This window comes from Candidatus Erwinia haradaeae, assembly GCF_900698965.1.
In the GTDB taxonomy this organism is placed as follows: domain Bacteria; phylum Pseudomonadota; class Gammaproteobacteria; order Enterobacterales; family Enterobacteriaceae; genus Erwinia_E; species Erwinia_E haradaeae_A.
Window position 1 is genome coordinate 307,859 of record NZ_LR217725.1, and the last position, 25,475, is coordinate 333,333.

Annotated in this window: 16 protein-coding genes and 1 pseudogene; 15 read left to right on the top strand and 2 right to left on the bottom strand. The window is 36.1% G+C overall.

Translation table 11 applies throughout. The features are described from left to right. Positions 1-232: 232 nt before the first annotated feature. Positions 233-805: a D-glycero-beta-D-manno-heptose 1,7-bisphosphate 7-phosphatase gene (gene gmhB / locus CIPSTX3056_RS00935; protein ID WP_072666096.1), complete on the bottom strand. Its 573-nt coding sequence runs from the start codon at positions 803-805 to the stop codon at positions 233-235. Between the two features lie 2,847 nt (positions 806-3,652). Continuing rightward, a complete protein-coding gene (map, locus tag CIPSTX3056_RS00940; protein WP_072666097.1) occupies positions 3,653-4,441 on the bottom strand; it encodes a type I methionyl aminopeptidase in 789 nt (262 codons plus the stop codon). A 1,195-nt stretch (positions 4,442-5,636) separates the two neighbouring features. Between map and rpsB the strand changes: the two genes are divergently transcribed. The 15 genes and pseudogenes from rpsB to accA all read left to right on the top strand — a co-directional run bounded on the left by rpsB (position 5,637) and on the right by accA (position 25,354). Continuing rightward, positions 5,637-6,323: a 30S ribosomal protein S2 gene (gene rpsB / locus CIPSTX3056_RS00945; protein WP_072666098.1), complete on the top strand. Its 687-nt coding sequence runs from the start codon at positions 5,637-5,639 to the stop codon at positions 6,321-6,323. A gap of 310 nt (positions 6,324-6,633) precedes the next feature. Continuing rightward, the gene (tsf, locus tag CIPSTX3056_RS00950) at positions 6,634-7,488 is read left to right on the top strand and encodes a translation elongation factor Ts (protein ID WP_072666099.1); all 855 of its coding nucleotides are present in this window, start codon (positions 6,634-6,636) and stop codon (positions 7,486-7,488) included. A 156-nt stretch (positions 7,489-7,644) separates the two neighbouring features. Then, positions 7,645-8,370: a UMP kinase gene (gene pyrH, locus CIPSTX3056_RS00955; RefSeq protein ID WP_072666100.1), complete on the top strand. Its 726-nt coding sequence runs from the start codon at positions 7,645-7,647 to the stop codon at positions 8,368-8,370. A gap of 135 nt (positions 8,371-8,505) precedes the next feature. Further along, on the top strand, positions 8,506-9,063 hold the full coding sequence (gene frr, locus CIPSTX3056_RS00960) for a ribosome recycling factor (RefSeq protein ID WP_072666101.1): 558 nt from the start codon (positions 8,506-8,508) through the stop codon (positions 9,061-9,063). Positions 9,064-9,173: 110 nt separating this feature from the next. Beyond that, positions 9,174-10,388, top strand: coding sequence for a 1-deoxy-D-xylulose-5-phosphate reductoisomerase (ispC, locus tag CIPSTX3056_RS00965; protein ID WP_072666102.1), 1,215 nt, complete (start codon positions 9,174-9,176; stop codon positions 10,386-10,388). Between the two features lie 141 nt (positions 10,389-10,529). Next, complete coding sequence (gene uppS, locus CIPSTX3056_RS00970) at positions 10,530-11,279, top strand: polyprenyl diphosphate synthase (protein ID WP_072666103.1); 750 nt, start codon at positions 10,530-10,532, stop codon at positions 11,277-11,279. Between the two features lie 26 nt (positions 11,280-11,305). Beyond that, positions 11,306-12,169 (top strand): phosphatidate cytidylyltransferase, encoded by an 864-nt coding sequence (locus tag CIPSTX3056_RS00975; protein WP_072666104.1) that lies wholly within the window; start codon positions 11,306-11,308, stop codon positions 12,167-12,169. A gap of 1,481 nt (positions 12,170-13,650) precedes the next feature. Then, positions 13,651-16,068 (top strand): outer membrane protein assembly factor BamA, encoded by a 2,418-nt coding sequence (gene bamA, locus CIPSTX3056_RS00980; protein WP_072666518.1) that lies wholly within the window; start codon positions 13,651-13,653, stop codon positions 16,066-16,068. Between the two features lie 144 nt (positions 16,069-16,212). After that, a complete protein-coding gene (locus CIPSTX3056_RS00985; RefSeq protein ID WP_072666105.1) occupies positions 16,213-16,710 on the top strand; it encodes an OmpH family outer membrane protein in 498 nt (165 codons plus the stop codon). Between the two features lie 3 nt (positions 16,711-16,713). After that, positions 16,714-17,742, top strand: coding sequence for a UDP-3-O-(3-hydroxymyristoyl)glucosamine N-acyltransferase (gene lpxD, locus CIPSTX3056_RS00990; RefSeq protein ID WP_072666106.1), 1,029 nt, complete (start codon positions 16,714-16,716; stop codon positions 17,740-17,742). Between the two features lie 178 nt (positions 17,743-17,920). Further along, a complete protein-coding gene (gene fabZ, locus CIPSTX3056_RS00995) occupies positions 17,921-18,376 on the top strand; it encodes a 3-hydroxyacyl-ACP dehydratase FabZ (RefSeq protein ID WP_157883603.1) in 456 nt (151 codons plus the stop codon). A gap of 3 nt (positions 18,377-18,379) precedes the next feature. Then, positions 18,380-19,168, top strand: a complete 789-nt coding sequence (gene lpxA / locus CIPSTX3056_RS01000) for an acyl-ACP--UDP-N-acetylglucosamine O-acyltransferase (RefSeq protein WP_072666519.1) — start codon at positions 18,380-18,382, stop codon at positions 19,166-19,168. Positions 19,169-19,171: 3 nt separating this feature from the next. After that, positions 19,172-20,316 (top strand): annotated as a pseudogene (gene lpxB, locus CIPSTX3056_RS01005) (lipid-A-disaccharide synthase). A gap of 574 nt (positions 20,317-20,890) precedes the next feature. Beyond that, entirely contained in the window at positions 20,891-24,373 is a 3,483-nt protein-coding gene (dnaE, locus tag CIPSTX3056_RS01010) for a DNA polymerase III subunit alpha (protein WP_072666108.1), read from the top strand. A 12-nt stretch (positions 24,374-24,385) separates the two neighbouring features. Continuing rightward, a complete protein-coding gene (accA, locus tag CIPSTX3056_RS01015) occupies positions 24,386-25,354 on the top strand; it encodes an acetyl-CoA carboxylase carboxyl transferase subunit alpha (protein ID WP_072666109.1) in 969 nt (322 codons plus the stop codon). Positions 25,355-25,475 lie beyond the last annotated feature (121 nt).

Here is a 25,475-nt window from a genome sequence, read left to right on the forward strand (position 1 = left end):
TGTGCATCGATTATAATTAGAGCTATCATAGGGTATACGATGTTCAATTAGTCAAAATAATCACCAGTGTTCGTAAAGATTTTGGTATGATCACGGATCATTTACTTAAAGTAACTAACTTATAGTTTTACGGATTCATTTGTCTATATAGCAGGAGCTATATAGACATGTATTTCAGTGTCTTTACAGTGGTTTTACAGGATTTTAGTATCAAATAGTATAAAATAAATGGTCATTTAAGATGTTTGGATTGGATATACTGAGGTAAATCTTTTAGACTATCTAGTACCCAATCAGCGTTATGGTTATATTCTTTTGGCAGCTTTTTACCGCTACGCACTAGTATTTTTTTTCCAACACCTGCTGATTTTGCTGCCTGCATATCTGCAATAGTATCACCAATCATATAGGAGGCTGACATGTTAATATTGAATTTTTTCTGGGCAGCAAGCAACATACCTGGTTTGGGCTTGCGGCAGTTACACAACTGATACGATACACGCACTAAGTTTGGAGGATTATGTGGGCAAAAATAAATACCATCCAACCTGACATTGTTTTTTGCAAGAGTTCTCTCCATCCATCTAGTTAGGGTCATAAACTGATCTACACTAAATATACCGCGTGCGATACCAGATTGATTTGTAACTAATATTAGAGAAAAACCCATTTTTATTAGTTTATACATTGCATCAATAACGCCGTTAATAAATATAAAAGTCTTGATTGTGGAAACATATCCACAATCTAGATTTATGGTGCCATCTCTATCTAAAAAAATTGCAGGCATTCGATAACGATGCATAAACTTTCCTAAAGATCTGTTATTATGCAGGTATCTTTTGATACACATAGGTATAAATCAAAGAACAAACGAGAGTATATACACGCATGCTCGTTATATTTTCTGATCGCTCTTGTATGCTAGTACATCGCTAAATATATCATTATATATGAGAGAATCGAATCAAGATTAATGAGAGACACATAAAAATATATATCTTCTGGTCGTTACTGGTCGTTACTGTATAATAGATGTCAAATGCATATATTGCATTTATAAATACAATAGCTGCCTTATAGTATAGATTGTGTGTTATATAGCATTGCCTATCAGTAGCTGACAAACCTTTTAGGTTTGCTTTAGATATTGATTTTTCGAATATTAAAGCAGAAATCTATATATAGTTCGAGGCTCATTTTCATATTATATATTTTAACCAGTATAGTCCACACATCACTTCTTGGGAAGTCCCTGTTGTGATGTTTTTGTTTCTTATATCAATCACAATAACTATATAATAGTGTGTTTTAATATAGTGTTTCTTAATGCTCACTGATATAAGATAAATGCTTTATAGATTTTCGCTATCTCACTTGCTCAACAGAAACGGCTGAGGCGTCTAAAATCTCTAGTATTAGAATACAATATGAACTGTAAAGTAATTGCAAATTTTAATAAATTTATTTTTTATTAAAAACGAAAAATATCGCATATGAGATAAGCTAAAACTAATTTATGAATTTTAATCAGGCGATTAACACGGTATTATCTTATAAATTTTACTCTATCTAAGTAAGATTTAGTGATATTTATTATTATTATTGATAATATCGATAGAACGAGTATCATATATTATATATCACTTTAAAAACGTTATGTTTAGTTGGTAATAAGAGCAACATATAGGTGTGCATGTAACTGTGAATGATAATATTCTGCCATGTTAATGGTATCAAATAGCATAAAGAGATTTTATATTAGAGCATTATAATTCATAGCTATCTTGTATCGCAATACTGTGATATATCACAGATATATCACATTTTAGTTGTAGATAAGTTATCGTTTTTATTTAAGAACGTAGCAGAGTTGCGGTCTCTGCATCATTACATTGCATAGTTAATTTTATTACTTGTAGGTGTATATCGGGTCGCATACTTTTAATAGATATGGATTCAGTATAATCAAGCTATGTGAAATATGACACATAAGATCAGAAGTGTGCTCAGGATGTTAGATTGTCGTCATATTATACTAACCTGTACATAACATTATTTTTGTATGTGTATAGCAATCATCTAAATCACTGATCTGTAACATATCAGTGCAACCACCCCATATAATATGCGCTCAGTATTTATTGTAAAATCAGTATGCATTATACAATAATGGCAGAGCAAGAATAATAGTAATGTACGAATGCTGCAATAGAAAAATATCTGTATATCAATATCTACTACGCAGAAGCAGTAAAAAGTTTATATATCTGTTTTATACAGAGCGCTAATAAATGTATTAAAATTAGGCTCAGATCATTTACATTCCTCTCTAAATGCATTTATATTCCTCTTGAAATACAAGATCAGACTGCTTGATAGAGATATCATTGATCGGTTTGATTAACAAACAGCGTTGTCCTGTTAGTATAACTTAAAGTACAGGTTATAAATTATAATTTTATTGTTCTTCCGAGAACTAGTATCCATCAGGACTGTGTAAAGTGAGAGTCTTGTGTATAATATCTTGTAAGAGCACCTTTAAGAAAAGAGCAGTCCTAGAATGGGAATACTGTAACAATCTATATAAAATCTATAGAAGAGATCATTTTGAACAAATGACCAATATGTCCTCTATGTCTTGATTTGTAATCAAGATGATCTATGATGCCAAAATATGCTATGTTGATATATGCTGATGTTAGCAGTATACTTAAGTGTTGTATCAATAATCATGTACAGTCTCTTGAATGTATTAGAACATGAGTAGCTACTCTTTACCTGAGAAGATAAATGGTGCAATCAATTCTTGCGTCACTTTTGAAGTGTATGTGACTTTTGAAGTGTATGACAATTAGACCCCCCTGTAATAGCAAAATGCTTCATGTTCAACAGTCTAAAATTTTTTAGTGTCTTAATGTCACAAATAGCACTAATGGTATTATGCAAATTGAAGTAGTGATTAACTTTCTTCAAGGAAATTTTTAGGGCATGAACTGTACTAACTTTGCAAAAGCTAAAATTAGCAAAGTACGTTTTTAGACTATCAAAAGATAATAATCTAGTTATGCTAAATAAATCTATTTTAGAGATAGAGCTCATTTTAACAAAAACCAGTGACACTTTTTGGTCTGGTATAAAGAATCGGATTTCGTCAAGATTTGCCGCTGTTCTCTAATCATAAGAACATCTATTCAATATCTATAGATAAGTATATTTTGCCAGTGTCATTCTAATCCCGCATTGGATAATACCAGCAAGGACGGGATATTCCATATTGCTTTTTAAATTTTACCAGTAATATTAGTTTCTGTCTGAGAATACTAAACCTGGACAGAATTATCAGGAATCTCCTGAGTATTATTTCTTATATTTTATGCATAGAGGGTCATGGTATGGTCATGTTTTGATGATTTCAGTGCCCGATACCTAGGAAAGACAAAAGACCTATCATGATAAGAGTTTTTTATTAAAAATTGTAAAAATTTAGCTACTCGTATATATAGTATGTTACTATATAATCTGTAGTTTTTATCTAGATTTTTAAGATTTGATGTAATATGAAATATGGCCACTCAATAGTCACTGGATTGTGGTTATTCTTTACAAGAATTATCTGTTTGATCTTTACCTATATTATAGATTACTCTTGTTAATGTGTAAATATTTGAGGGATGAGTTCATCTTTTCGTAGCGTCATAACCTCACATCCGTTATGGGTTACAAGAACGGTATGTTCATATTGAGCAGATAAGCTAGAGTCTTTGGTTTTAACTGTCCATCCGTCCTTTAGAGTATAGACACCAGATTTCCCAGCATTAATCATGGGTTCAATAGTAAATACCATGCCTTCTTTTAATACTACACCGCCATCATCAGCATCATAATGCAGAACTTGAGGTTCTTCATGAAAACCTTTTCCAATACCGTGTCCACAGTACTCTCGTACTACTGAATAATGTTGTTTTTCAATAAATTTTTGAATCTCCGCACCGATAGTCCTCAGGCGAATACCAGGTTTAATGAGTTGTATAGCGAGATAGAGGCTGTCTTGTGTAATACGACAAAGGTGTTCACCTTGAAGAGTCGGCTGACCTACTATAAACATAGCAGAGGTATCACTATGGTAGTGATCTTTCAACACTGTGACGTCAATATTAACAATATCACCATTTTTTAAGATTTCACTCTGACTTGGAATTCCGTGACATACCACATCATTAACTGAGATACATACAGATTTTGGGTATCCCCTATAACCTAGGCATGCGGATACCGCATGTTGTTTTTTAGTAATGTGATCATTACATAGATGATCTAGTGTTTCTGTGTTAACGTTAGGAGCAACATGATCCTTGATCATTTCAAGAACTTCAGCAGCCAAACGACCAACTTCTCTCATTTTATGTATCTCTTCATGAGATTTAATTCTAATAGTCATAAATGTCTCCGTATTAAATTAGAAGGATGACACCACTTGATACAAAATAGTACCATAGTAGAATACTGTCAATTATGGTAATTTAAAATAGGAGTCTTTGAATCCTCTCTTAGATTCATAATAAATATAAACAATAAACATTAATATTTTTATACATAAAAGTATCTGATTAATCTCGCTTGCTCTATGTCAGGTATGATGCAAGGCATGCCATAATTCTAGAGTTATATGATCACCATCAATGGATTAGTCTTTGAATTGTATCTATTGTATCTACTGTATGATGTAGAGATCACAACTAATATATCAATACATGTTCAAATACGATCCATGAACCAGATATTATATTGGTAGTAGAATTTGCCGCATACCCCAGTTAGATACGTTAGGTACTCTATCTTGAGGTACTCTATCTTGGTTAAGATGTATATATTAAAGCAAGCGATCACAATGTCACACACTATGCATCTTCATGCTGTACAATGCGTCTAACATCTCTCTCTAAATGAAATGCTAAACCAACTTTTAGTGTCGGTAAAACCGTATCTAATGATAGACACTTGTGCATATTACTGTGTGCTACATACAGCAGTCATGTTGCTTTCATATAGAGTACTTCGTATACGATAGTTATCGTAAATTTAGTTATAATAAATATTAGTAGGTATAAGAACTGTTCTTAATAATCTATATTATACTGCATAAATCGCTCTATGTGTATCGCAAGATCTACATTTATTTCTTATCGCTTATGTTATTATGTTATGCTTTATTTTGTCGATAAGTACTTTTCATAAGCAGTAATCTAAACTGTCATAGATACTAGTACAATCAAATACAATACTGTAGATAATAGTATCTTACATTACGCACGTTTTGTTTGATGATGATTGAAGTTTAATAGCGTCGACATGTAGTGAAAATGTAAACACGCAGTGTGATCGCGTCGCATTACACTAAATAGTGACAATGTTACAGTAAATTACACTATATGCACATGCAATCATTTATTGCTTGTGATTACTTATGTGATATAAAAGCTACGCGTACAGGATGCTCCGTGCTATCACAGATATTTACTGATGTAATTCTGAAGAGCCTATTTAGTTTAAAGCTAATAGGTTTTTTTATTGGAGATGTGTAATTTTAACCACATATCAATATAATGAGTATTGTCTATTTTATAGAGGTAATTATGGAAACTATTTCTATGCATGAAATGCTACAAGCAGGGGTACACTTTGGTCACCAGACTCGATATTGGAATCCAAAAATGAAACCCTTTATTTTTGGGTCTCGCAATAAGGTGCACATTATTAATCTTGAGAAAACTGTTCCCATGTTTAATGAAGCCTTATCTGAAATTACAAAGATCTCTACTCGTAAAGGTAAAATCTTGTTTGTTGGTACTAAGCGTGCGGCAAATCTCGCTATTAAGAAGCACGCTTTGAGCTGTGATCAATTTTTTGTTAATCACCGTTGGTTGGGGGGCATGCTGACTAACTGGAAAACAGTGCGTCAGTCTATTAAGCGGTTAAAAGAGTTAGAAATTCAGTCTCAGGATGGCACTTTTGAGAAGCTAACCAAAAAAGAAGCACTGATTCGTATTGGTCAGTTAGCTAAGCTAGAAAATAGTTTAGGTGGGATTAAAGATATGGGTGGTCTGCCAGATGCACTCTTTGTTGTAGACGCTCATCATGAACATATTGCCATTAAAGAAGCAAATAATTTAGGTATCTTAGTATTTTCGATTGTAGATACAAATTCTGATCCAGCTGGTGTGGATTTTGTCATTCCTGGAAATGACGATGCTATTCGTGCTATCAACTTATATCTTACAACAGTAGAAGCTACTATTCGTAAAGGGTTATCCAGAATATAATTGAGGCAAAAATAAAATCTAAATAACTGTTGCGCTATTATTTTAATGTACTAGATATATTTTATCTCTCGATAAGTAATGATAAGTAAAGTAAATAGTGATTTATGAGGGAATAGTTATTATAAAATTATTTATGAGGGGATAGCTATTATGATGCAATGATCTCAAGAGGTCTTGAGATTTTGACTTTTCCTGGTAGTTATTATATAATTCTTTAATGAAGGAATTAGTATGTTTTTCAGGCATGCTGTGATGTATTGCATACACGCACGTATGATGAATGTGATGCGGGTTAATCTAGGAGAAAAGCATGGTTAGGATTACTGCTGCTCTAGTAAAAGATTTACGAGAACGCACCGGCGCAGGTATTATGGATTGTAAAAAAGTGCTCACTGATGCGCATGGTGATATCGATTTAGCCATAAAATATATGCGTCAAGCGGGTATCATTAAAGGAGCAAAAAAGGCGAACAATATAGCTGCAGAAGGTGTAGTTAGAGGTAAAATCATAGGGAATTATGGTGTCATGCTAGAGATTAACTGTCAGACAGATTTTGTAGTTAAGGCTACTAGTTTTCAACTATTTGCTGATAAAGTACTTGACGCTGCTGTTTTAGGTAAGGTAATGGATATCAAAAAACTAGAAGAGCGGTTTCAGGAGGAGCGCATGTCTTTAATTTCTCACTTTGGTGAAAATATTAATATTCGACGCATAGCTTCTTTAGAAGGTGCAGTCTTAGGACAATATTTACATGGTGAACGTATTGGTGTGTTAGTTTCTCTGACTAGAGCAAGCGCAGGCCTTGCGAAAAAAATTGCTATGCATATTGCAGCAAGCAAGCCTGAATTTATTACACCAGAAGATGTATCATCTGGAGTTTTAGAAAAAGAGTACCAGATTCAATTAGCGATTGCAATGAAATCCGGAAAACCTAAAGAGATCGCTAAACAAATAGTTACAGGTAGGATGAAAAAATTTATTCGAGAAATATCTCTAACTAGTCAACCATTTATTTTAGATTCAAATAAAGATGTCAGCCAATACCTTGCAGAAGAGCATGCTGTTGTTAATAATTTTATACGATTTGAGGTAGGTGAGGGGATCAAGAAAAACATATTAAATTTTGCAACAGAAGTTTCAGAATTAATTCAAGTCACAAAATAGTTTCACGAGAATCATCATTGAGATTAGATCGTTGATTTTTAAATCTAACTATTCAATAACAATCTCATCTTCACTACACATCATTCCCTGAGATTTTAAAGATAATTCTAGTAAAACCTAGAATTCCTGATTACAGATATCGTCTAGGACACGACTATGGCGACCTATATAAAACCTGTATATCAACGTATCCTGCTAAAGTTAAGCGGTGAGGCATTTCAAGGTCCTGAGGGTTTTGGAATCAATGCTGGTGCATTAAATCGTATGGCAATAGAAGTTAAAGAGTTAGTAGCATTAGGTATTCAGGTAGGTATAGTTATCGGCGGTGGTAATTTATTTCGGGGATCCGGTTTAGCACGAGCTGGCATGAATCGTGTAGTAGGTGATCAAATGGGAATGCTAGCAACAGTAATGAATGGTTTGGCAATGCGAGACGCTATGTGTCGTGCTTATATGAAGGTTACGCTCATGTCCGCGATCCCTCTGAATGGTGTTTGCGATACGTATTGCTGGGACAAGGCTAATAGTCTGTTACAGAAAAATCACGTAGTTATTTTTTCAGCAGGTATTGGTAACCCATTGTTTACTACTGATTCTGCCGCTTGTTTGCGTGGTATTGAAATTAAGGCCAATGCAGTACTTAAGGCTACTAAAGTAGATGGTGTTTATTCTGCTGATCCAAACAGCTATCCGGAGGCAGTTTTATATGAAAAACTCACTTACTCAGAAGTACTAAGCAGTGCCCTAAAAGTAATGGATTTAGCAGCTTTTACCTTAGCGCGTGATCATGGACTACCCATTCGTGTATTTAATATGAACAAGCCAGGAGCTCTACGTCGTATACTTATGGGCAACAAAGAAGGCACTCTAATCACAAATTAATTTTTATTTAATATACATACATAACGAGCATTAAGGTAGGCACTGCCAATCTAATGAGAGTGATACGTCACTGACAGATTGTGTTTGCAGTTCCTGAACATAGCGGTAATATAAATAGACTTTAAGGTTTTCAGAGTGATTAATGATATTCAGCATAACGTCGAAATACGCATGAAAAAATGCGTGGAAGTGTTTATACAAAATATTAGAAAAATTCGTACCGGGCGTGCATCGGCATCTATACTTGACGGTATCGTCATTGATTATTACGGGTCGCCCTCCCCCTTATCTCAATTAAGTAATATTACTGTAGAAAACTCCTGTACATTAAAGATCAATATATTTGATCGATCTATCATTTCTTTAGTTGAAAAAGCAATCATAACTTCAGGCTTAGGTCTTAACCCGCAGACAGTAGGCATAGATATCCGCGTTCAGTTACCAGCGCTAACCGAAGAGCGTCGACATAAGCTGATTAAACTAGCACGTAGTGAATCTGAGCAGGGGAAAATTTCGATTCGTAATATACGGCGTGATGCCAATGATAACATTAAGCTGCTTTTAAAACAGAAAAAAATTAGTTCGGAACAGGATCGGCGCGCACAAGAACTAGTACAGAAAATCACTGATCTTTTTATTAAAAAGATAGATAGAATTCTGTTAGATAAAGAGAAGGATATATTAGATTTTTAAAATTTTTAGCACAGTAGTTATGTGTTGGTACTATGTAAAATATTCCAAATTAGACTAACTATCCGTTTTTTTGCAATAACGACTGTGTTTGGATTATACTAAGTAAACGTATGAAGCAATTAACGATCCTTGGTTCAACTGGCTCTATCGGTAGTAGCACACTATCTGTAGTTCGAGAAAATCGTAAGCTATTTACCGTCAAAGCTTTAGTAGCTAGACGAAATGTGGAAGGGATGATGCGGCAATGCTTAGAATTTCGTCCGGATTTCGCTGTTATGCTAGATGCAAAAGCTGCGTGTGAATTACGATTTCAATTGCATTATCTTCATATTGCCACTGAGGTATTACATGGTCACCAGGCCATTTGTGATATGGCTGCTTTGGATGATGTTGATCAGGTGGTTTCTGCAATTGTAGGAGTAGCAGGGTTGCTGCCTACTTTATCTGCTATTCAGGCTGGTAAACAAGTTTTGCTGGCTAATAAAGAATCATTAGTAACATGTGGTCGACTTTTTCTAGAGGCGGTCATCTCCTCTCAGGCTCAGATTGTACCTATCGATAGTGAGCATAACGCCATTTTCCAAAGCTTACCCGCATCTTTACAGACTCAGTTAGGGTTTGGTGTTCTAGAGGATAACGGTATTGAGAGTATTATTCTTACAGGATCAGGAGGTCCATTTCGCGACACCCCCTTATCGAAGTTGCGTGATATGACACCAGATCAAGCATGTTCCCATCCAAATTGGTTGATGGGGCGTAAAATATCTGTTGATTCAGCTACTATGATGAATAAAGGTTTAGAATACATTGAGGCAAGATGGCTCTTTAATGCTTCTGATAAGCAGATAGAAGTGATTATCCATCCACAATCTATTATACACTCCATGGTTCGTTATTTGGATGGTGGTATAACGGCACAGCTGAGCGTTCCGGATATGCGATCATCCATTGCTTATGGTATGGGATGGCCTCAGCGAGTGAGTTCAGGAGCTCCAAGGCTGAATTTTCATCATATTTCAGCAATGACTTTTTTAGAACCTGATTATGTTCGCTATCCTTGTCTTAAGCTCGCTATTCAGGCCAGTCAATCGGGACAGGCAGCTACTACGATATTGAACGCCTCTAATGAGGTTGCAGTAGCAGCATTTTTAGCATCAGGAATAGCTTTTACTGATATTATTTCACTGAATTCTGCAGTTTTAGACACTTTGTCTTATTGTGAACCGGATAGCGTTGATGCGGTACTTGCTATTGATAGTGAAGCGAGATCTATAGCATGGGAGATATTACCACGCTTGAGCGGAAAACGATCTATGATAATTTAACTTACGATTATTTATGAATTTTAACTCGTATTGTATTAATAGTTTTTATAAAATTATGCATTATATTATGCTAGCTTAGCTTTAATAAAGCAAGATTTTTAGAAGTTATAAAATTCTGAATTAAGGGAAGCATGACGTGTGATGTCATCCGAAGATCAATTGCAATACAAGAACCAGCAGATGCATATGGTTAAGCCCCGTCATGTAGCAATTATTATGGATGGTAATGGTCGCTGGGCAAAAAAACAAGGAAAATTACGCATGTCTGGTCATCAGGCAGGCGCTGAATCTGTACGGCGTGCTGTTAGTTATGCTGTAAGTTACCAATTGGATGCACTAACGTTATATGCGTTTAGCAGTGACAATTGGAATCGTCCTAGTCAGGAAGTGATAGCGTTATTAGAGTTATTTGTGTTAGTTCTTGATACAGAAGTTAAAAATTTACACAAACATAATATTCGCTTGAATATTATTGGAGACACTACCCGTTTTAGTCATCGCTTGCAAGATTGTATCCGCTGTGCGGAAGAAAAAACTCAAAATAATCAAGGTTTAATACTAAATATTGCTGCTAATTATGGCGGGCGCTGGGATATCATTCATGGAGTGCGGACGTTGGCCGAAAAAGTGCAAGATGGTCTTCTGCGTCCAGATGAAATTGAAGAAAAAACATTAAGCGCACATTTATGCTTAAGTACGATGGTACCTGTTGATCTTGTAATCAGGACCGGAGGAGAATATCGTATTAGTAATTTTCTATTATGGCAAGTGGCTTATGCAGAATTTTGGTTTACAGACACACTGTGGCCTGATTTTGATAAGGACGTTTTTAAAGGTGCGCTCAATGCATTTGCAAAACGAGAGCGTAGATTTGGTGGCGCCACTCTTTAAATGTTGATAAGAACTGAGGCGGTAGGATGTTACGAATGAGATGTATCACCTCACTAATATTTATTCCAATTATTATTGGAGCAATATTTTACCTACCTATCTTGGCATTTGGTATCATTATATTTTTAATAAGCATGTTAGCTGCATGGGAATGGTGTCCTTTGGCGGGCTTATCTCTTTTTTATCATCGAGTGTTGTTCATACTGTTATGTGGGTTAATGTTATGTATTAGTACTTTGGATATGCTATCTGGTAATTCTCTGGAGCGGATACATTGGTTGCGCATCCCTGATGTGCTATGGGTTGCAATATGGTGGTGGATATTGGTATTACCTTTAGTAATATTTTACCCTTCCTCAGCCTTTTTGTGGAGAACTTCACGAATTTTAGCTATTTTATTTGGTTTATTAACTATTTGGTCGTTTTTTTGTGGTATGCTAATGATTCGTCAGTATCACTATCAATTAGATCATGCTGTCGGCGCGTGGCGCCTCCTATATTTATTAATATTAGTTTGGGGGGTAGATTCTGGCTCTTATCTATTTGGAAAGGTTTTTGGAAGGCATCAATTAGTGCCAAAAATTTCATCAGGAAAAACCTGGGAAGGCTTATTAGGTGGACTGCTTAGCTCGTATGTGATTTTTTTTCTATTTAGCCGACTAACAGTATTGCATATATCACCGATAAGCCTGTTGTTATGTTCGATATTAACTGTGCTTGCTTCTGTTCTGGGTGATTTAAGCGAAAGCATTTTTAAACGTACAGTTGGTATCAAAGATAGCGGAAACTTAATCCCTGGACATGGTGGTATACTAGATCGTATTGATAGCCTAAGTGCTGCAGCTCCAGTTTTTGCTAGTCTGCAGTTGATTATTGCAGGTACTATCTAAGTTGATTATTGCAGGTACTATCTAAGGATAGTATACTACCTTAGTAGCATCTTAAACGTATTAACTTCTATTGGCATAAAATGGTATAAAAATTATTTTATCACAGCACATGATTGTTTACATTTTAGATAGTGAATCAGTACCTAGTAAAATAATCTCATGCTCTATTAGTTTGGAGCAGTGAGTTTTTAGGAAAGTATTTTTACATCGTAATAGAGTTACACAATGCTGAATAGATTTGATTTATAATATCAATTAGGTGCATTTATTTAGATTCAATCAGTACATAGCTATTGAGAATTGCGTGAGCCTTTAGATCAGCATGAATGATACAACCTCTTGCGAGGTATAAAAATAAAGTTCTTCGTCAATTACGAGTGTGATTTCTAGATACTGGCGTACTAGACAGAACCTATTCTGGTCATATTTAAGATGTATTTAGTGATTACTTGCTGAATTTCTGCTGTTACTACAGTCAAGTCAACATTGCTTTAGGCATGTAATGTATCTGAATGCATGCAAATAAAAATATATTGATAGTATCCAAGGGTCAGTTTGCGAACCGGCATCTAGAGTCTTAGTAGAGTCAGTCCTAGAAGAGTTGTTAACAAAAATATTTTAATGATGCATAGATCATTGAAGAATTGCTGTTATTGCTACTGAAAGCACAGTGTATTTGTATGTATGTTATAGGCTTATCTGCTATAGGCTTATCTGCCTAGATCACTGGTACTGGAGATACAACAGTATTTTATAGCCAGCCGATAAGACTAGAGAAAGATATTTTTTAATAATTTAGTTATGATTGCCCTTAGAGCATTTCAGCGTGTTAGAGTGGAATCACTCCGATAGATAAACTCTATTAGAATTAGCAGTTAAGCAATGCGATTATAAGATATAGCTTTTCTCATTTTTAGCAGAACCATATCTTATAAAAAGTTTAATCCTGTTGCAGGATTTGGGGTTACATCAGCTTTATGCCTGTTACTGCCTGTTACGTATAGAACACTGTATTGGCGTGAATTATAGCTTTTATTTATAAAAGAAACTACTTATGACTGAAAAGCAGGTTTTAATATTGAGAATATAACAATGCAGGATATGCGAGAGATCATTCCATAATTTCGATGGATTTATTTTAGTATTATAACGTGTCTGTTGAGATTAACAGAATCTTACTGCATTGTCTACGTCATGCTCCTAGCGTTCTTTAAGCGTCAATCTTTGGATGATTGATTATTTTTCACCGTTAGTTTAGGTATTGATAATAGACTTTGTCTTTAGATTAAAGATAATAGGTAGCTCTATGCCTGAACACATTCATAAACTTTCTTGTTATTTTAACTGCATTGGTCCAATATTTTTTAAAGAAAGGGCTTATGTTTTCAATGATTGATCGCGCTTTTAATTTTTTTACATTATATAATTTTATGCTATGTAATAAAATATATAATGTAAAGTTGGGATGCATTTATCAAAGGATGCCGATGAAAAATTTTCTCATAGCATCACTGCTTTTGAGCAGCGCTACTGTATATAGTGCGGATAGATTTGTGGTAAAAAATATTTTTTTTGATGGACTGCAGCGGATCTCCGTTGAATCTGTACTACGAAATATGCCTATTCGTGTTGCAGGTGTGGCTTCTCAGGAGGATATTCAAAAGACTATGCACGCATTATTTGCAACTGGAAACTTTGATGATGTGCAGCTGATACGTGATGGTGGTTCACTGATTGTAAAACTTAAAGAGCGTCCAGTCATTGCTTGCATCACTATTTCAGGCAATAAAATTCTTAAGGAAGAGATGTTAAAACAGCATTTAAATTCCTCTGGTATACGTATTGGCAAGGCATTAGATCGTGCTACTCTTACCGCGATTGAACAAGGATTAGAGGACTTTTACTATAGCATTGGTCATTATCGGTCCAACGTTCAGGCTGTTGTAACCTCATTACCAGGTAACCGTGTTGATTTAAAATTGCTTGTTTCTGAAGGTAGATCTGCAAAAATTCAACAAATTAACATAGTGGGAAATACAATATTCAGTACGGATGAACTTATCTCTCATTTACAATTAAAAGATAACGCTTCCTGGCTGCATCTGTTTAGTAATGGTAAATATCAGACACAAAAAGTCAATGAAGATTTGGAAACCTTACGAAGCTTCTATTTCAATCGTGGCTATGCACGTTTCAATATTGATTCCACTCAGGTTAATCTGACTCCAGATAAAACAGGTATTTTTATTACTATAAATGTAACTGAAGGTGAGCAGTATCAAGTATCTGATATTAGCATTAATAGCGATATACAACTAGAGTCAAGAGAGGTTCAGACTTTAAAATCAGAGCAGATTGGTGCTCTGTATAATAGAGAGCATGCGTTGCGCATAGAAGACGCTATTAAAAAAATATTAGGAAATCAAGGGTATGTATATCCAAAGATTCAGACTAATCTAAATATCAATGATATTCAAAAAACCATAAAGTTAAATTTTATTATTCATTCAGGTAGTCGATATTACGTGCGCCAAGTACGTTTTGAGGGTAATCAGGTATCAAAAGATGTTGTTTTGCGCCGTGAAGTGCGGCAAATAGAAGGCGCGTGGTTACGACGTGATCTGGTTGATCAAGGAAAGGAGCGCTTAAATCGTCTCGGCTATTTTATTTCAGTTAGCGCTAAAACACAACGGGTTCCTGGGTCCCTCGATCAAGTAGATGTGGTGTATAGAGTACAAGAGCGGAACACGGGCACAATTAACTTAGGTGTAGGCTATGGCACAGAAAACGGTGTGAATTTTCAGATTGGACTCACTCAGGACAACTGGTTGGGGACTGGTAATGCGATCGGCATAAACAGCACAAAAAATGATTATATGACGTATGCTGAACTCTCATTGACTGATCCTTATTTTACTGCTTTTGGCGTGAGTCTTGGCGGGCGTTTAATTTATAATGATTTTAAAGCTCATGCTGCAGATTTGTCAGACTATACTAATAAATATTATGGAGGGGATAGCACGCTTGGTTTTCCATTAAACGAAGCAAATACGCTCCGTTTTGGTTTCGGTTATCTACACCACAGTCTTTCTGATATGAAACCACAAATTGCTATGTGGCGCTATTTGCGTGCTCATGGTGAAACCCCCTCAATTTCTACTACTGAAGAGTTTTCTACAGATGATATTACTTTGAACTATGGTTGGACCTATAACACATTAGATCGTAGTTTTTTTCCTACTAGAGGGCATGATGCGAATCTGAATGGAAAAATAACCATACCTGGTTCAAGCAATACTTTCTATAGGATCATGATGAGTATGCAACAATATTTTCCATTAAATCTCAGGAAAGACTGGATTCTATTGTGTCGCGGCCGTCTGGGTTATGGAGACGGTCTGGGTAGTAAGGAGTTGCCGTTTTATGAAAACTTTTATGCCGGTGGCTTAACTACAGTACGAGGTTTACGTGCTAACACTATTGGGCCAAAGGCTGTATATTATAATAATGCTTTATCTAAGTCTAAGTGTACTGGTAGCTCACTAAGTAGTATATGTCAGTCTGAAGATTCAGTTGGTGGTAATGCTCTAGTGGTCTTAAGTACTGAGTTAATAACACCCACACCTTTTCTTAATGCAAAATATGTGAATTTAATACGTACTTCTCTGTTTGTGGATGCTGGCATGTTATGGGATACGCACTGGGAAGAGACTAAGGAGATGATGCGCTTGCATATTCCAGATTATAGTCAACCTAGAAATATTCGTATTTCGGCAGGTGCTGCATTACAATGGATGTCACCTCTTGGGCCATTGGTATTCTCTTATGCTTATCCTTTTCAGAAGTATCATGGTGATAAATCGGAACCATTTCAATTTTATATAGGAAAAACTTGGTAGTACAGTATTTAAATAGAGTTAAATCATGCGCGATAATCTGAAGTAAAGGAGTCTAGTTAGCATGGCATAATAGTGATGCACTCTGTACTGTAGAACTGTAGTAATAATAATTAATAATATTAAAAGTTCATAAGGAGCTTAATAGTGAAAAAGGTGTTGCGTGTTGTCAGTCTGAGTTTTTTTTTGATTTTTTCTGTATCAGCTAACGCTTCTGATAAAATCGCAGTAGTAAATATTTCTGATATTTTTCAGCAATTACCAGAACTTTCTGTGGTAACACATAAGTTAGAAAAAGAATTTAAGGATCGAACGATTGCCTTGCAAAGTATGGAGCATGGTTTGCAAACTAAAATACAGAATCTTCAGCGTGATAGATCAACTATGAAAGCAAGTGACCAGCTTGCAATGGAAAAAGAGATTATCAAACAGCGCGAAGAATTTAATAATACTGCTCGCGTCTTTGATCAGGACAATCGTCGTCGCCAAATAGAAGAGCGAGATAGAATTATATATAAAATTCAGAATATTGTTCAGAAAGTTGCTAAACTTAAAGGTTATGATTTAGTACTTGATCGAGGTGCGGTTGCTTATGTTGCCTCAGAAAAAGATATTACTGCTGATGTTTTAAAGCAGGTAAAATAATCTATGTTTTTCATTCGACTGGCTGATTTGGCCCAGGCGTTAAATGCAGAATTGTATGGTGACGGAGAAATTTCCATCTTTGGTATTGCATCTATGCGGTCTGCACAAAGAGGTCAGATAACTTTTCTTTCCAATAAGCGATATCGTACAAAGCTTTCGGGGTGCCAAGCTTCAGCGGTGGTGTTAAAACGGGCAGATCTTGAATTTTTTCATGGTTCTTCATTGGTGGTGGCTGATCCATACCTAGCGTATGCTCGTATAGCGCAATTATTTGATAGCACACCACAACCATCGACAAGGATCGCGCAAAGTGCAGTGATTGACCGGACAGCTTTTCTGGGCAAGCACGTAGCAATTGGCGCTAATACAGTCATTGAATCTGATGTTGTATTAGGTGATGATGTAGTAATTGGTGCCGGATGTTTTATTGGGAAAAAAACTCATATTGGCTCCAGGAGTCGATTGTGGGCTAATGTTTCTATTTATCATGAAGTAGAAATTGGACAGGATTGTTTAATTCAATCAGGAACAGTGATTGGTTCTGACGGTTTTGGTTATGCGTATGATGGTGACAAGTGGGTTAAAATTCCTCATTTAGGTACGGTAATTATAGGGCACCGTGTTGAGATTGGTGCCTGTACCACGATTGATCGTGGCGCCCTCGATAATACGAAAATTGGTAATGATGTTGTTATAGATAATCAGTGTCAAATTGCACATAATGTGATTATCGGAAATAATACTGCAGTAGCGGGCGGTGTTATTATGGCTGGAAGTCTTAAAATTGGTCGATATTGTATGATTGGTGGCGCAAGTGTTATTAATGGACACATAGATATCTGTGATAAAGTCACGGTGACTGGTATGGGTATGGTAATGCGATCTATTACGGAACCTGGCATATACTCTTCAGGCGTCCCAATTCAACCCAATAAAACCTGGCGCAAAACTGCGACATTAGTAATGAATATTGATGATATCAGAAAACGCTTGAAAAATATTGAGCGTAAATTTGAAAATATAAAAAAATAACCACAATACCACATAATTTATATATAGTATAGATAATATATATAGTGTAGATAAAATAATATGTGAAGTTAAGAGTAAGTATAGGGACACAAAAATAATTTATGGTTTTGTGGAAAAATCATAATTTTTTACAAGTCTCATTATTGATGCGATTAGCTTTGAGGACGGGAAGAGTATTTTGACTATTCACATGCATACCCTAAAAATTGAAGAGATCATTAACCTTTTACCGCATCGCTACCCATTTCTATTAGTTGATCGCGTTATTGAATTTGAAAAAAACAAATATTTACGAGCAGTGAAGAACGTGTCAGTAAATGAACCGTTTTTTCAAGGTCATTTTCCTGGAAGACTTATTTTTCCAGGAGTTTTAATCTTAGAGGCTATGGCTCAAGCTACTGGTATTCTTGCATTTAAAAGTATGGGCAAATTAGAATCGGGCGAACTTTACTATTTTGCAGGAATTGATGAAGCACGCTTTAAACGCCCAGTGGTTCCAGGCGATCAAATGATTATGGAAGTTAACTTTGAAAAAACTCGTCGTGGGCTCACACGTTTTAAAGGTGATGCTACCGTTGATGGCAAAATTGTTTGTGAAGCAAAAATGATGTGTGCCCGTAGCCGGGAGGTTTAATTGGTGATTGATACTACCGCCGTTATTCACCCTACTTCCATTGTTGAAGAAGGCGCTGTAATTGGCGCTGGCGTCCAAATTAATCCATTTTGTGTCGTGGGTTCTAATGTTAGAATTGGTGCTGGCACAGTTCTAAAATCACATGTGGTAGTTCATGGTCATACTTCTATCGGAAAAAACAATACTCTCTGGCCATTTGCTTCAGTTGGCGATGTGAATCAGGATCGAAAATATTCTGGTGAACCAACACGAGTTGAGATTGGAGATCGCAATCATATACGTGAAAGTGTAACTATTCATCGTGGTACTGTGCAAGCAGAAGGCATTACACGTATTGGTGATGATAATTTATTAATGGTAAACGCACATATTGCTCATGATTGCATCATTGGAAGCAATTGTATTTTATCTAATAATGCTACATTAGCTGGGCATGTAAATGTTGATGACTTTGCAATTATTGGTGGTATGACAGCAATACATCAATTCTGTATTATCGGTTCTTATGTTATGGTAGGAGGATGCTCTGGTGTGACACAGGATGTTCCTCCTTATATTATTGCGCAAGGAAATCATGCAAGACCTTTCGGGATTAACGTGGTAGGTTTGCAACGTCATGGGTTTAGTAAAGAGGCATTAACCGCGATCCGCGCTGCCTATAAGATGCTGTATCGCAGCGGTAAAACACTTGATAAAGTCAAACCTGAGATTGCTAGCATTGCACATTCACATCCGGAAGTTCAGCTATTTTATGATTTTTTTGCTCGTTCTACTAGGGGGATTATTCGTTAAGTTATGGATACACAATCTTTAATTATTGCCTTGGTTGCTGGAGAGGTTTCTGGTGATATACTAGGCGCTGGGCTTATTCATGCACTAAAAAAAAACATCCTAATGCTTATTTTGTGGGGGTGGCTGGACCACTGATGCAGTTTGAAGGATGTGTGGCATGGTATGATATGTCAGATCTGTCTGTCATGGGGTTTGTTGAAACACTTTGCCATATACGTCGTATATGGCGTATTCGTCGCGCCTTAACGCGTCGATTAATTACCCTCAAACCAGACGTTTTTATTGGTATTGACTCTCCGGATTTTAACTTAACATTAGAAAAAAACCTAAAGCGTCAAGGCATCCGTACTATTCATTATGTAAGTCCAGCATTATGGGCGTGGCGAAAAAATCGTATCTTTAAAATTGGACGCGCAGCTGATCTTGTATTACTACTCTTTCCGTTTGAAAAACGATTGTATGATCATTTTAATATTCCTTGTCGTTTTATTGGTCATGCTTTAGCAGATGTTATGCCAATTGTACCGAACAAATCATTTGCACGGCATGAGCTTGGAATTGAAGAAAACGCTTTATGTTTATCGTTACTACCTGGAAGTCGTAGTTCTGAAATAGACATGTTAAGTGCAGATTTTTTAAAAACAGCAATGATTTTACGAGAGAAATATCCAGCATTGGAGATTTTAGTACCGCTAATTCATGCTAAACATCAATCGCAATTTAAAGCAATTAAAGCCCGAGTCGCGCCAGATTTACCAGTGCGTTATTTAGGTGGACACAGTCGCAAGGCAATGCAAGCTAGTGATGCTGCTTTGCTTGCTTCTGGTACAGTTACTCTAGAGTGCATGTTAGCTAGATGCCCTATGGTCGTTACTTATCGCGTAAACCCGCTTACTTTTTGGTTAGCTAAGCGATTAGTGCAGACAGAGTATGTATCATTGCCTAATCTCCTCGCAGGTTTTGAGCTTGTGCCTGAATTATTGCAGGATCACTGTCAACCATCACGGCTTTCTGCTGAATTAGAATTATTTTTAGGTCAAAAGAAAACCTGCTATCCATTGTTTGATGTCTTTTCTAATTTACATCGGCAACTACGTTGGAACGCAAATGAGCAGGCTGCAGAGGCAGTACTTGAAATTTGTAAATAAAATTTTCGGTATATTTCGGTACTGCATAAGATCATGTCAACTGTTACGGCGGTATGACGTTTATTTTTAAGTTAATAAACCATATGATAACGGACTATGACACCTCTAACACACTGCAGTATGTTGGTAAATACTTTTAAGTTTCTTGAAAAGAAAGATGCCTAAAAATAGGATTAAAAGCAAAAAATAACGTTATGAGTATAAAAATTAGATTCCAAGGTCTACACTAGTTAGACAGAATATAGATCTTGAGTATTTATCTTTTATATTTTGACTGAAATTTTAGATAAAACTAATCATTGTGAAAATAAAAATTTATACCTTATCATTGCATGTCTCTTAATACATCGCTATAAATAATTTATTATATCAGTTAATAGCGAAAGACTAAGTAGTCTGCATTGACTGATGGTGTTTTCTTTTTAACAGACTTGTTTTATATTTTTTCTGTATTCCTGTTTTATATTGGATGTATCGTTGTGATTTTCTTACACAATACTCTTATTGAATCCTGCGGATAGTACAATAGTTTTCCTTTCTTTAATTAGTTTCTAATTCGTGCATGGGAATTAAGATGCCAGAACCTCGCTTTATTCATTTACACGTCCGTAGTGACTACTCTATAAGAGATGGTTTAACAAAAATATCGTCATTAGTAATACATGCAGCAAATATGGGGATGCCAGCCATTGCTATTACGGACTTTACTAATCTATTTGGTCTGATTAAGTTTTATAAGCTAGCGCATGAGCACGGTCTTAAACCAATCATAGGTGCTGATTTTAGAATCAGTTGCCACATAATAGGTAATGAACTGGCCAACATCACGATACTAGCAGCTAATAATCAAGGTTATAAGAACCTGACGCTTTTAATTTCACGCGCCTATTTACGTGGTTATGGATCACATGGTCCAACGATAGAGCGTGCTTGGTTACTAGACCATCAGGAAGGTCTGATATTACTATCTGGTGGACATCAAGGTGATGTCGGTAAAATGTTATTACGTGGTAATACAATACAAGCAGAAGCGTTCTTGAACTTTTATCAAGAAAATTTTCCTAACAGATACTATCTTGTATTGAGCCGGACCGGTAGAATTAATGAAGAGATATATTTATATGCAGCGCTAGAGTTAGCAAGATCCTATACTATTCCTGTTGTCGCCACTAACGATGTACGTTTTCTCTCTTTGTCAGACTTTGAGGCTCATGAAATTCGTGTAGCAATACAAAATGGATATACTTTAGGTGATCCTCAACGCCCTGTCTCCTATAGTGCACAGCAATATTTACGTAGCGAAGAGGAAATGTGCAAACTTTTCTCAGATATTCCTGAGGCATTAGAAAATAGTATAGAAATCACTCGTCGTTGTAATGTAACTATTCAGCTTGGTGAGTATTTTTTACCACAGTTTCCCACTGGAAAAATATCTACAGAAGATTATTTGATTCAAAAATCTCAGTATGGCCTCGAGGCTCGTTTAGCGCATCGTTTTCCAGATCAAAATGTACGTATGCTCCATCGCGAGCATTATAAGCAGCGACTAAATAAAGAGTTACAGGTGATTAATCAAATGGGCTTCCCTGGTTACTTTTTAATTGTGATGGAATTTATTCAGTGGTCTAAAGCGCATGGAATTCCAGTAGGTCCTGGTCGGGGCTCTGGGGCTGGCTCATTAGTAGCTTATGTTCTAAAAATTACTGATATAGATCCACTAGAGTTTAATTTATTATTTGAGCGCTTTTTAAATCCAGAACGTATATCAATGCCTGATTTTGATATTGATTTTTGCATGGAAAAGCGTGACTTAGTCATTGAACACGTAGCAAATACATATGGTCGCCACGCAGTGTCACAAATTATTACTTTTGGTACAATGGCGGCAAAAGCAGTGATACGCGATGTAGGGCGTGTATTAGAGCACCCTTATATTTTTGTTGATCGTATTGCTAAGGCGGTTCCATCAGATCCAGGTATGACATTAGAAAAAGCTTTAAAGTACTCTCCTAGCTTAATGGAGCTCTATAATACAGATGAAGAAGTAAAATCTCTTATCGATATGGCGCGTAAGCTAGAAGGTGTGACACGGAATGCTGGTAAGCATGCCGGAGGTTTAGTGATTGCGCCAACAAAAATTACTGATTTTTCGCCATTATATTGTGACGAAAATGGCCAGAATCCAGTGACTCAGTTTGATAAAAACGATGTAGAGTACACTGGTTTAGTTAAATTTGATTTTCTCGGATTGCGAACATTAACTATTCTCGACTGGGCGTTGGTAATGATTAATGCGCGTCGCAAAAAAAATAGTCTTAAATCGATTGAGATTTCTAAGATTTCACTTTCAGATCAAAAAAGCTTTCAAATATTAAAAAATGCTGAAACTACTGCAGTATTTCAATTAGAATCACGTGGCATGAAAGACTTAATTAAGAGATTACAGCCGGATTGTTTTGAAGATATTATTGCTTTAGTTGCACTCTTCCGTCCTGGACCATTACAATCCGGTATGGTGGACAACTTTATTAATCGTAAGCAAGGAAGAGAAAAAATATCGTATCCAGATATACAGTGGGAGCATAAGTTGCTTCAGCCGGTGCTTGAGTCAACCTACGGTATAATCTTGTATCAAGAGCAGGTTATGCAAATTGCTCAGGTTTTAGCTGGTTATAGCCTAGGCGGTGCAGATATGTTGCGTCGAGCCATGGGAAAAAAAAACCCTATAGAAATGGCTAAACAACGGGGTATTTTTGAACAAGGAGCTAAAGAAAAAGGCATAGATGCTACACTAGCAATAAAGATCTTTGATTTAGTTGAGAAATTTGCTGGATATGGTTTTAATAAATCACACTCTGCTGCTTATGCTTTAGTATCTTATCAGACGCTATGGATCAAAGCCCATTATCCAGCTGAATTTATGGCAGCAGTAATGAATGCTGACATAGATAATACGGAAAAAATAGTTGTTTTAGTAAATGAATGTTGGCGAATAGGCTTAAAGGTTCTACCACCAAATATAAATTCTGGATTACATCAATTTTATGTTAATGATAAATCAGAAATTGTTTATGGGCTTGGTGCTATCAAGGGGGTTGGTTTAGGTCCAATTACAGAAATTATTAAATCGAGAAATCAAGGCGGTTGTTTTTGTGATTTTTTTTCATTCTGTGTACGCATTAATACTAAAAAAATTAATCGTCGAGTTTTGGAGCAATTGATTACATCTGGTGCTTTAGATTGCCTAGGTCAACATCGGGCCGCCTTAATAAGTGCGCTACCTGATGCTATTAAATCTGCCAACCAACACAGTAAGGCAGAAGAGATAGGACAATCCGATATTTTCGGAGTATTATTAGATTCACAGGATTTAGTTAGCAAAGGGTATTTTAATGTCAAACCTTGGGCGGAAAATGTTCAATTAGAAAGGGAAAGAGAAGCATTGGGCTTTTACCTTACTGGTCACCCTATTAATCCGTATTTAGAAGAAATTTCGCACTATATTAGTGGTCATCGCTTAAAAGATGTACATCCAACTCAAAAAGGAGAAATGACTACTGTTGCTGGTGTAGTGGTGTCATCTCGGGTTATAGCAACAAAAAATGGTCAGCGGATGGGTGTGTGTACATTAGATGATCATTCGGGTAAAATTGAAGTAAAATTATTTCCCGATGTATTGGATAAATTTAAATACCTTTTAGATAAAGATCGTGTCTTAATTGTTACTGGTCAGGTGAGTATCGATAGGTTTTATGGTGGAATGCAAATAACAGCTCGTAAGATTACTGATCTTAACATAGCTCGTGCACAACATACGCGTTATCTTTCGATTTTTGTACGAAATAGTAACATAGATTTAACGTTTATACAGAATTTACATGATGTATTGGCATCATATCGTCCAGGAAGTACTTCTGTGAAATTACACTACCAAGGAAGTAATTACCGAGTTACATTATGTTTTGGTGAGTCGTGGAGAATTTTATTACATGATGGCTTATTAAATGATTTAAGGCTCTTAATAGGATTGGATAAAGTAAAATTAGAATTTTATTAAAATAGGATGATCATGAGTCTCAATTATCTAGATTTTGAGCAACCTCTTATGGAGATTGAAGAAAAAATTAACTCTCTAAAAGACATTTGCCGTCCAGCGGAGCCAGAACGCAGTAATATTGATAAGGAAATTTATAGATTGCGTGATAAATGCACCTATATGACACGTAAAATTTTTTCTAACTTAAGTGCTTGGCAAATTGCACAGTTAGCTCGGCATCCGTTACGTCCTCATACATTAGATTATATTAATACTATATTTACTGATTTTGATGAGTTGGCCGGCGATCGTGCTTATGCAGATGATAAAGCTATTGTAGGTGGTATTGCACGTATTTCTGGGCGCCCTGTGATGATCATTGGGCACCAAAAAGGTAGGGAAACTAAAGACAAAATTCGCCGTAACTTTGGTATGCCAGCACCGGAAGGTTATCGTAAAGCATTACGTCTAATGGACTTAGCGCAGCGTTTTCATATGCCGATTATTACACTAATTGATACACCAGGTGCTTATCCTGGCATTGGCGCTGAAGAACGCGGACAAGCGGAAGCTATCGCTTGTAACTTGCGTGAGATGTCTAGGCTTTCGGTGCCAATAATTTGCACTGTAATTGGTGAAGGGGGTTCTGGGGGGGCATTGGCTATTGGTGTCGGTGATAAGGTTAATATGTTACAATACAGTATATATTCAGTGATTTCTCCAGAGGGATGTGCCTCTATTCTATGGAAGAGCACAGATAAGGCCTCTTTAGCTGCTGAAGCTATGGCTATCATTGCTACTCGTTTAAAAGAGTTAAAATTGATTGATACTGTCATTCCTGAGCCATTGGGGGGAGCGCATCGTAATTTATCAGTAATTAGCGAAACAATAAAACGGCAAATTTTAGTAGATCTAGCAGAGTTAGAGACTTTACGCAAAGAAGAATTACTTGATCGTCGCTATCAAAGATTAATGAGCTATAGTGCTATGGCTGTATCTTAATGACATATCGAACGTTATAGCATTTGATGCATCTCACGTGGGTTCGTGTGTTTCTATTTATCGTTTCACTCATAAAGATTACTAAAATTTGTAGTATATGTATGTTTAAAATAGTAAAGTA

Excerpts from the sequence above, each read along its gene's own strand:
- pyrH (WP_072666100.1), top strand. The coding sequence starts at position 7,645 with ATGGCGACCTATATAAAACCTGTATATCAACGTATCCTGCTAAAGTTA.
- accA (WP_072666109.1), top strand. The coding sequence starts at position 24,386 with ATGAGTCTCAATTATCTAGATTTTGAGCAACCTCTTATGGAGATTGAA.
- rpsB (WP_072666098.1), top strand. The coding sequence starts at position 5,637 with ATGGAAACTATTTCTATGCATGAAATGCTACAAGCAGGGGTACACTTT.
- tsf (WP_072666099.1), top strand. The coding sequence starts at position 6,634 with ATGGTTAGGATTACTGCTGCTCTAGTAAAAGATTTACGAGAACGCACC.
- lpxD (WP_072666106.1), top strand. The coding sequence starts at position 16,714 with ATGTTTTTCATTCGACTGGCTGATTTGGCCCAGGCGTTAAATGCAGAA.
- gmhB (WP_072666096.1), bottom strand. The coding sequence starts at position 805 with ATGCATCGTTATCGAATGCCTGCAATTTTTTTAGATAGAGATGGCACC.
- bamA (WP_072666518.1), top strand. The coding sequence starts at position 13,651 with ATGCCGATGAAAAATTTTCTCATAGCATCACTGCTTTTGAGCAGCGCT.
- map (WP_072666097.1), bottom strand. The coding sequence starts at position 4,441 with ATGACTATTAGAATTAAATCTCATGAAGAGATACATAAAATGAGAGAA.
- dnaE (WP_072666108.1), top strand. The coding sequence starts at position 20,891 with ATGCCAGAACCTCGCTTTATTCATTTACACGTCCGTAGTGACTACTCT.
- ispC (WP_072666102.1), top strand. The coding sequence starts at position 9,174 with ATGAAGCAATTAACGATCCTTGGTTCAACTGGCTCTATCGGTAGTAGC.
- CIPSTX3056_RS00975 (WP_072666104.1), top strand. The coding sequence starts at position 11,306 with ATGTTACGAATGAGATGTATCACCTCACTAATATTTATTCCAATTATT.
- uppS (WP_072666103.1), top strand. The coding sequence starts at position 10,530 with ATGTCATCCGAAGATCAATTGCAATACAAGAACCAGCAGATGCATATG.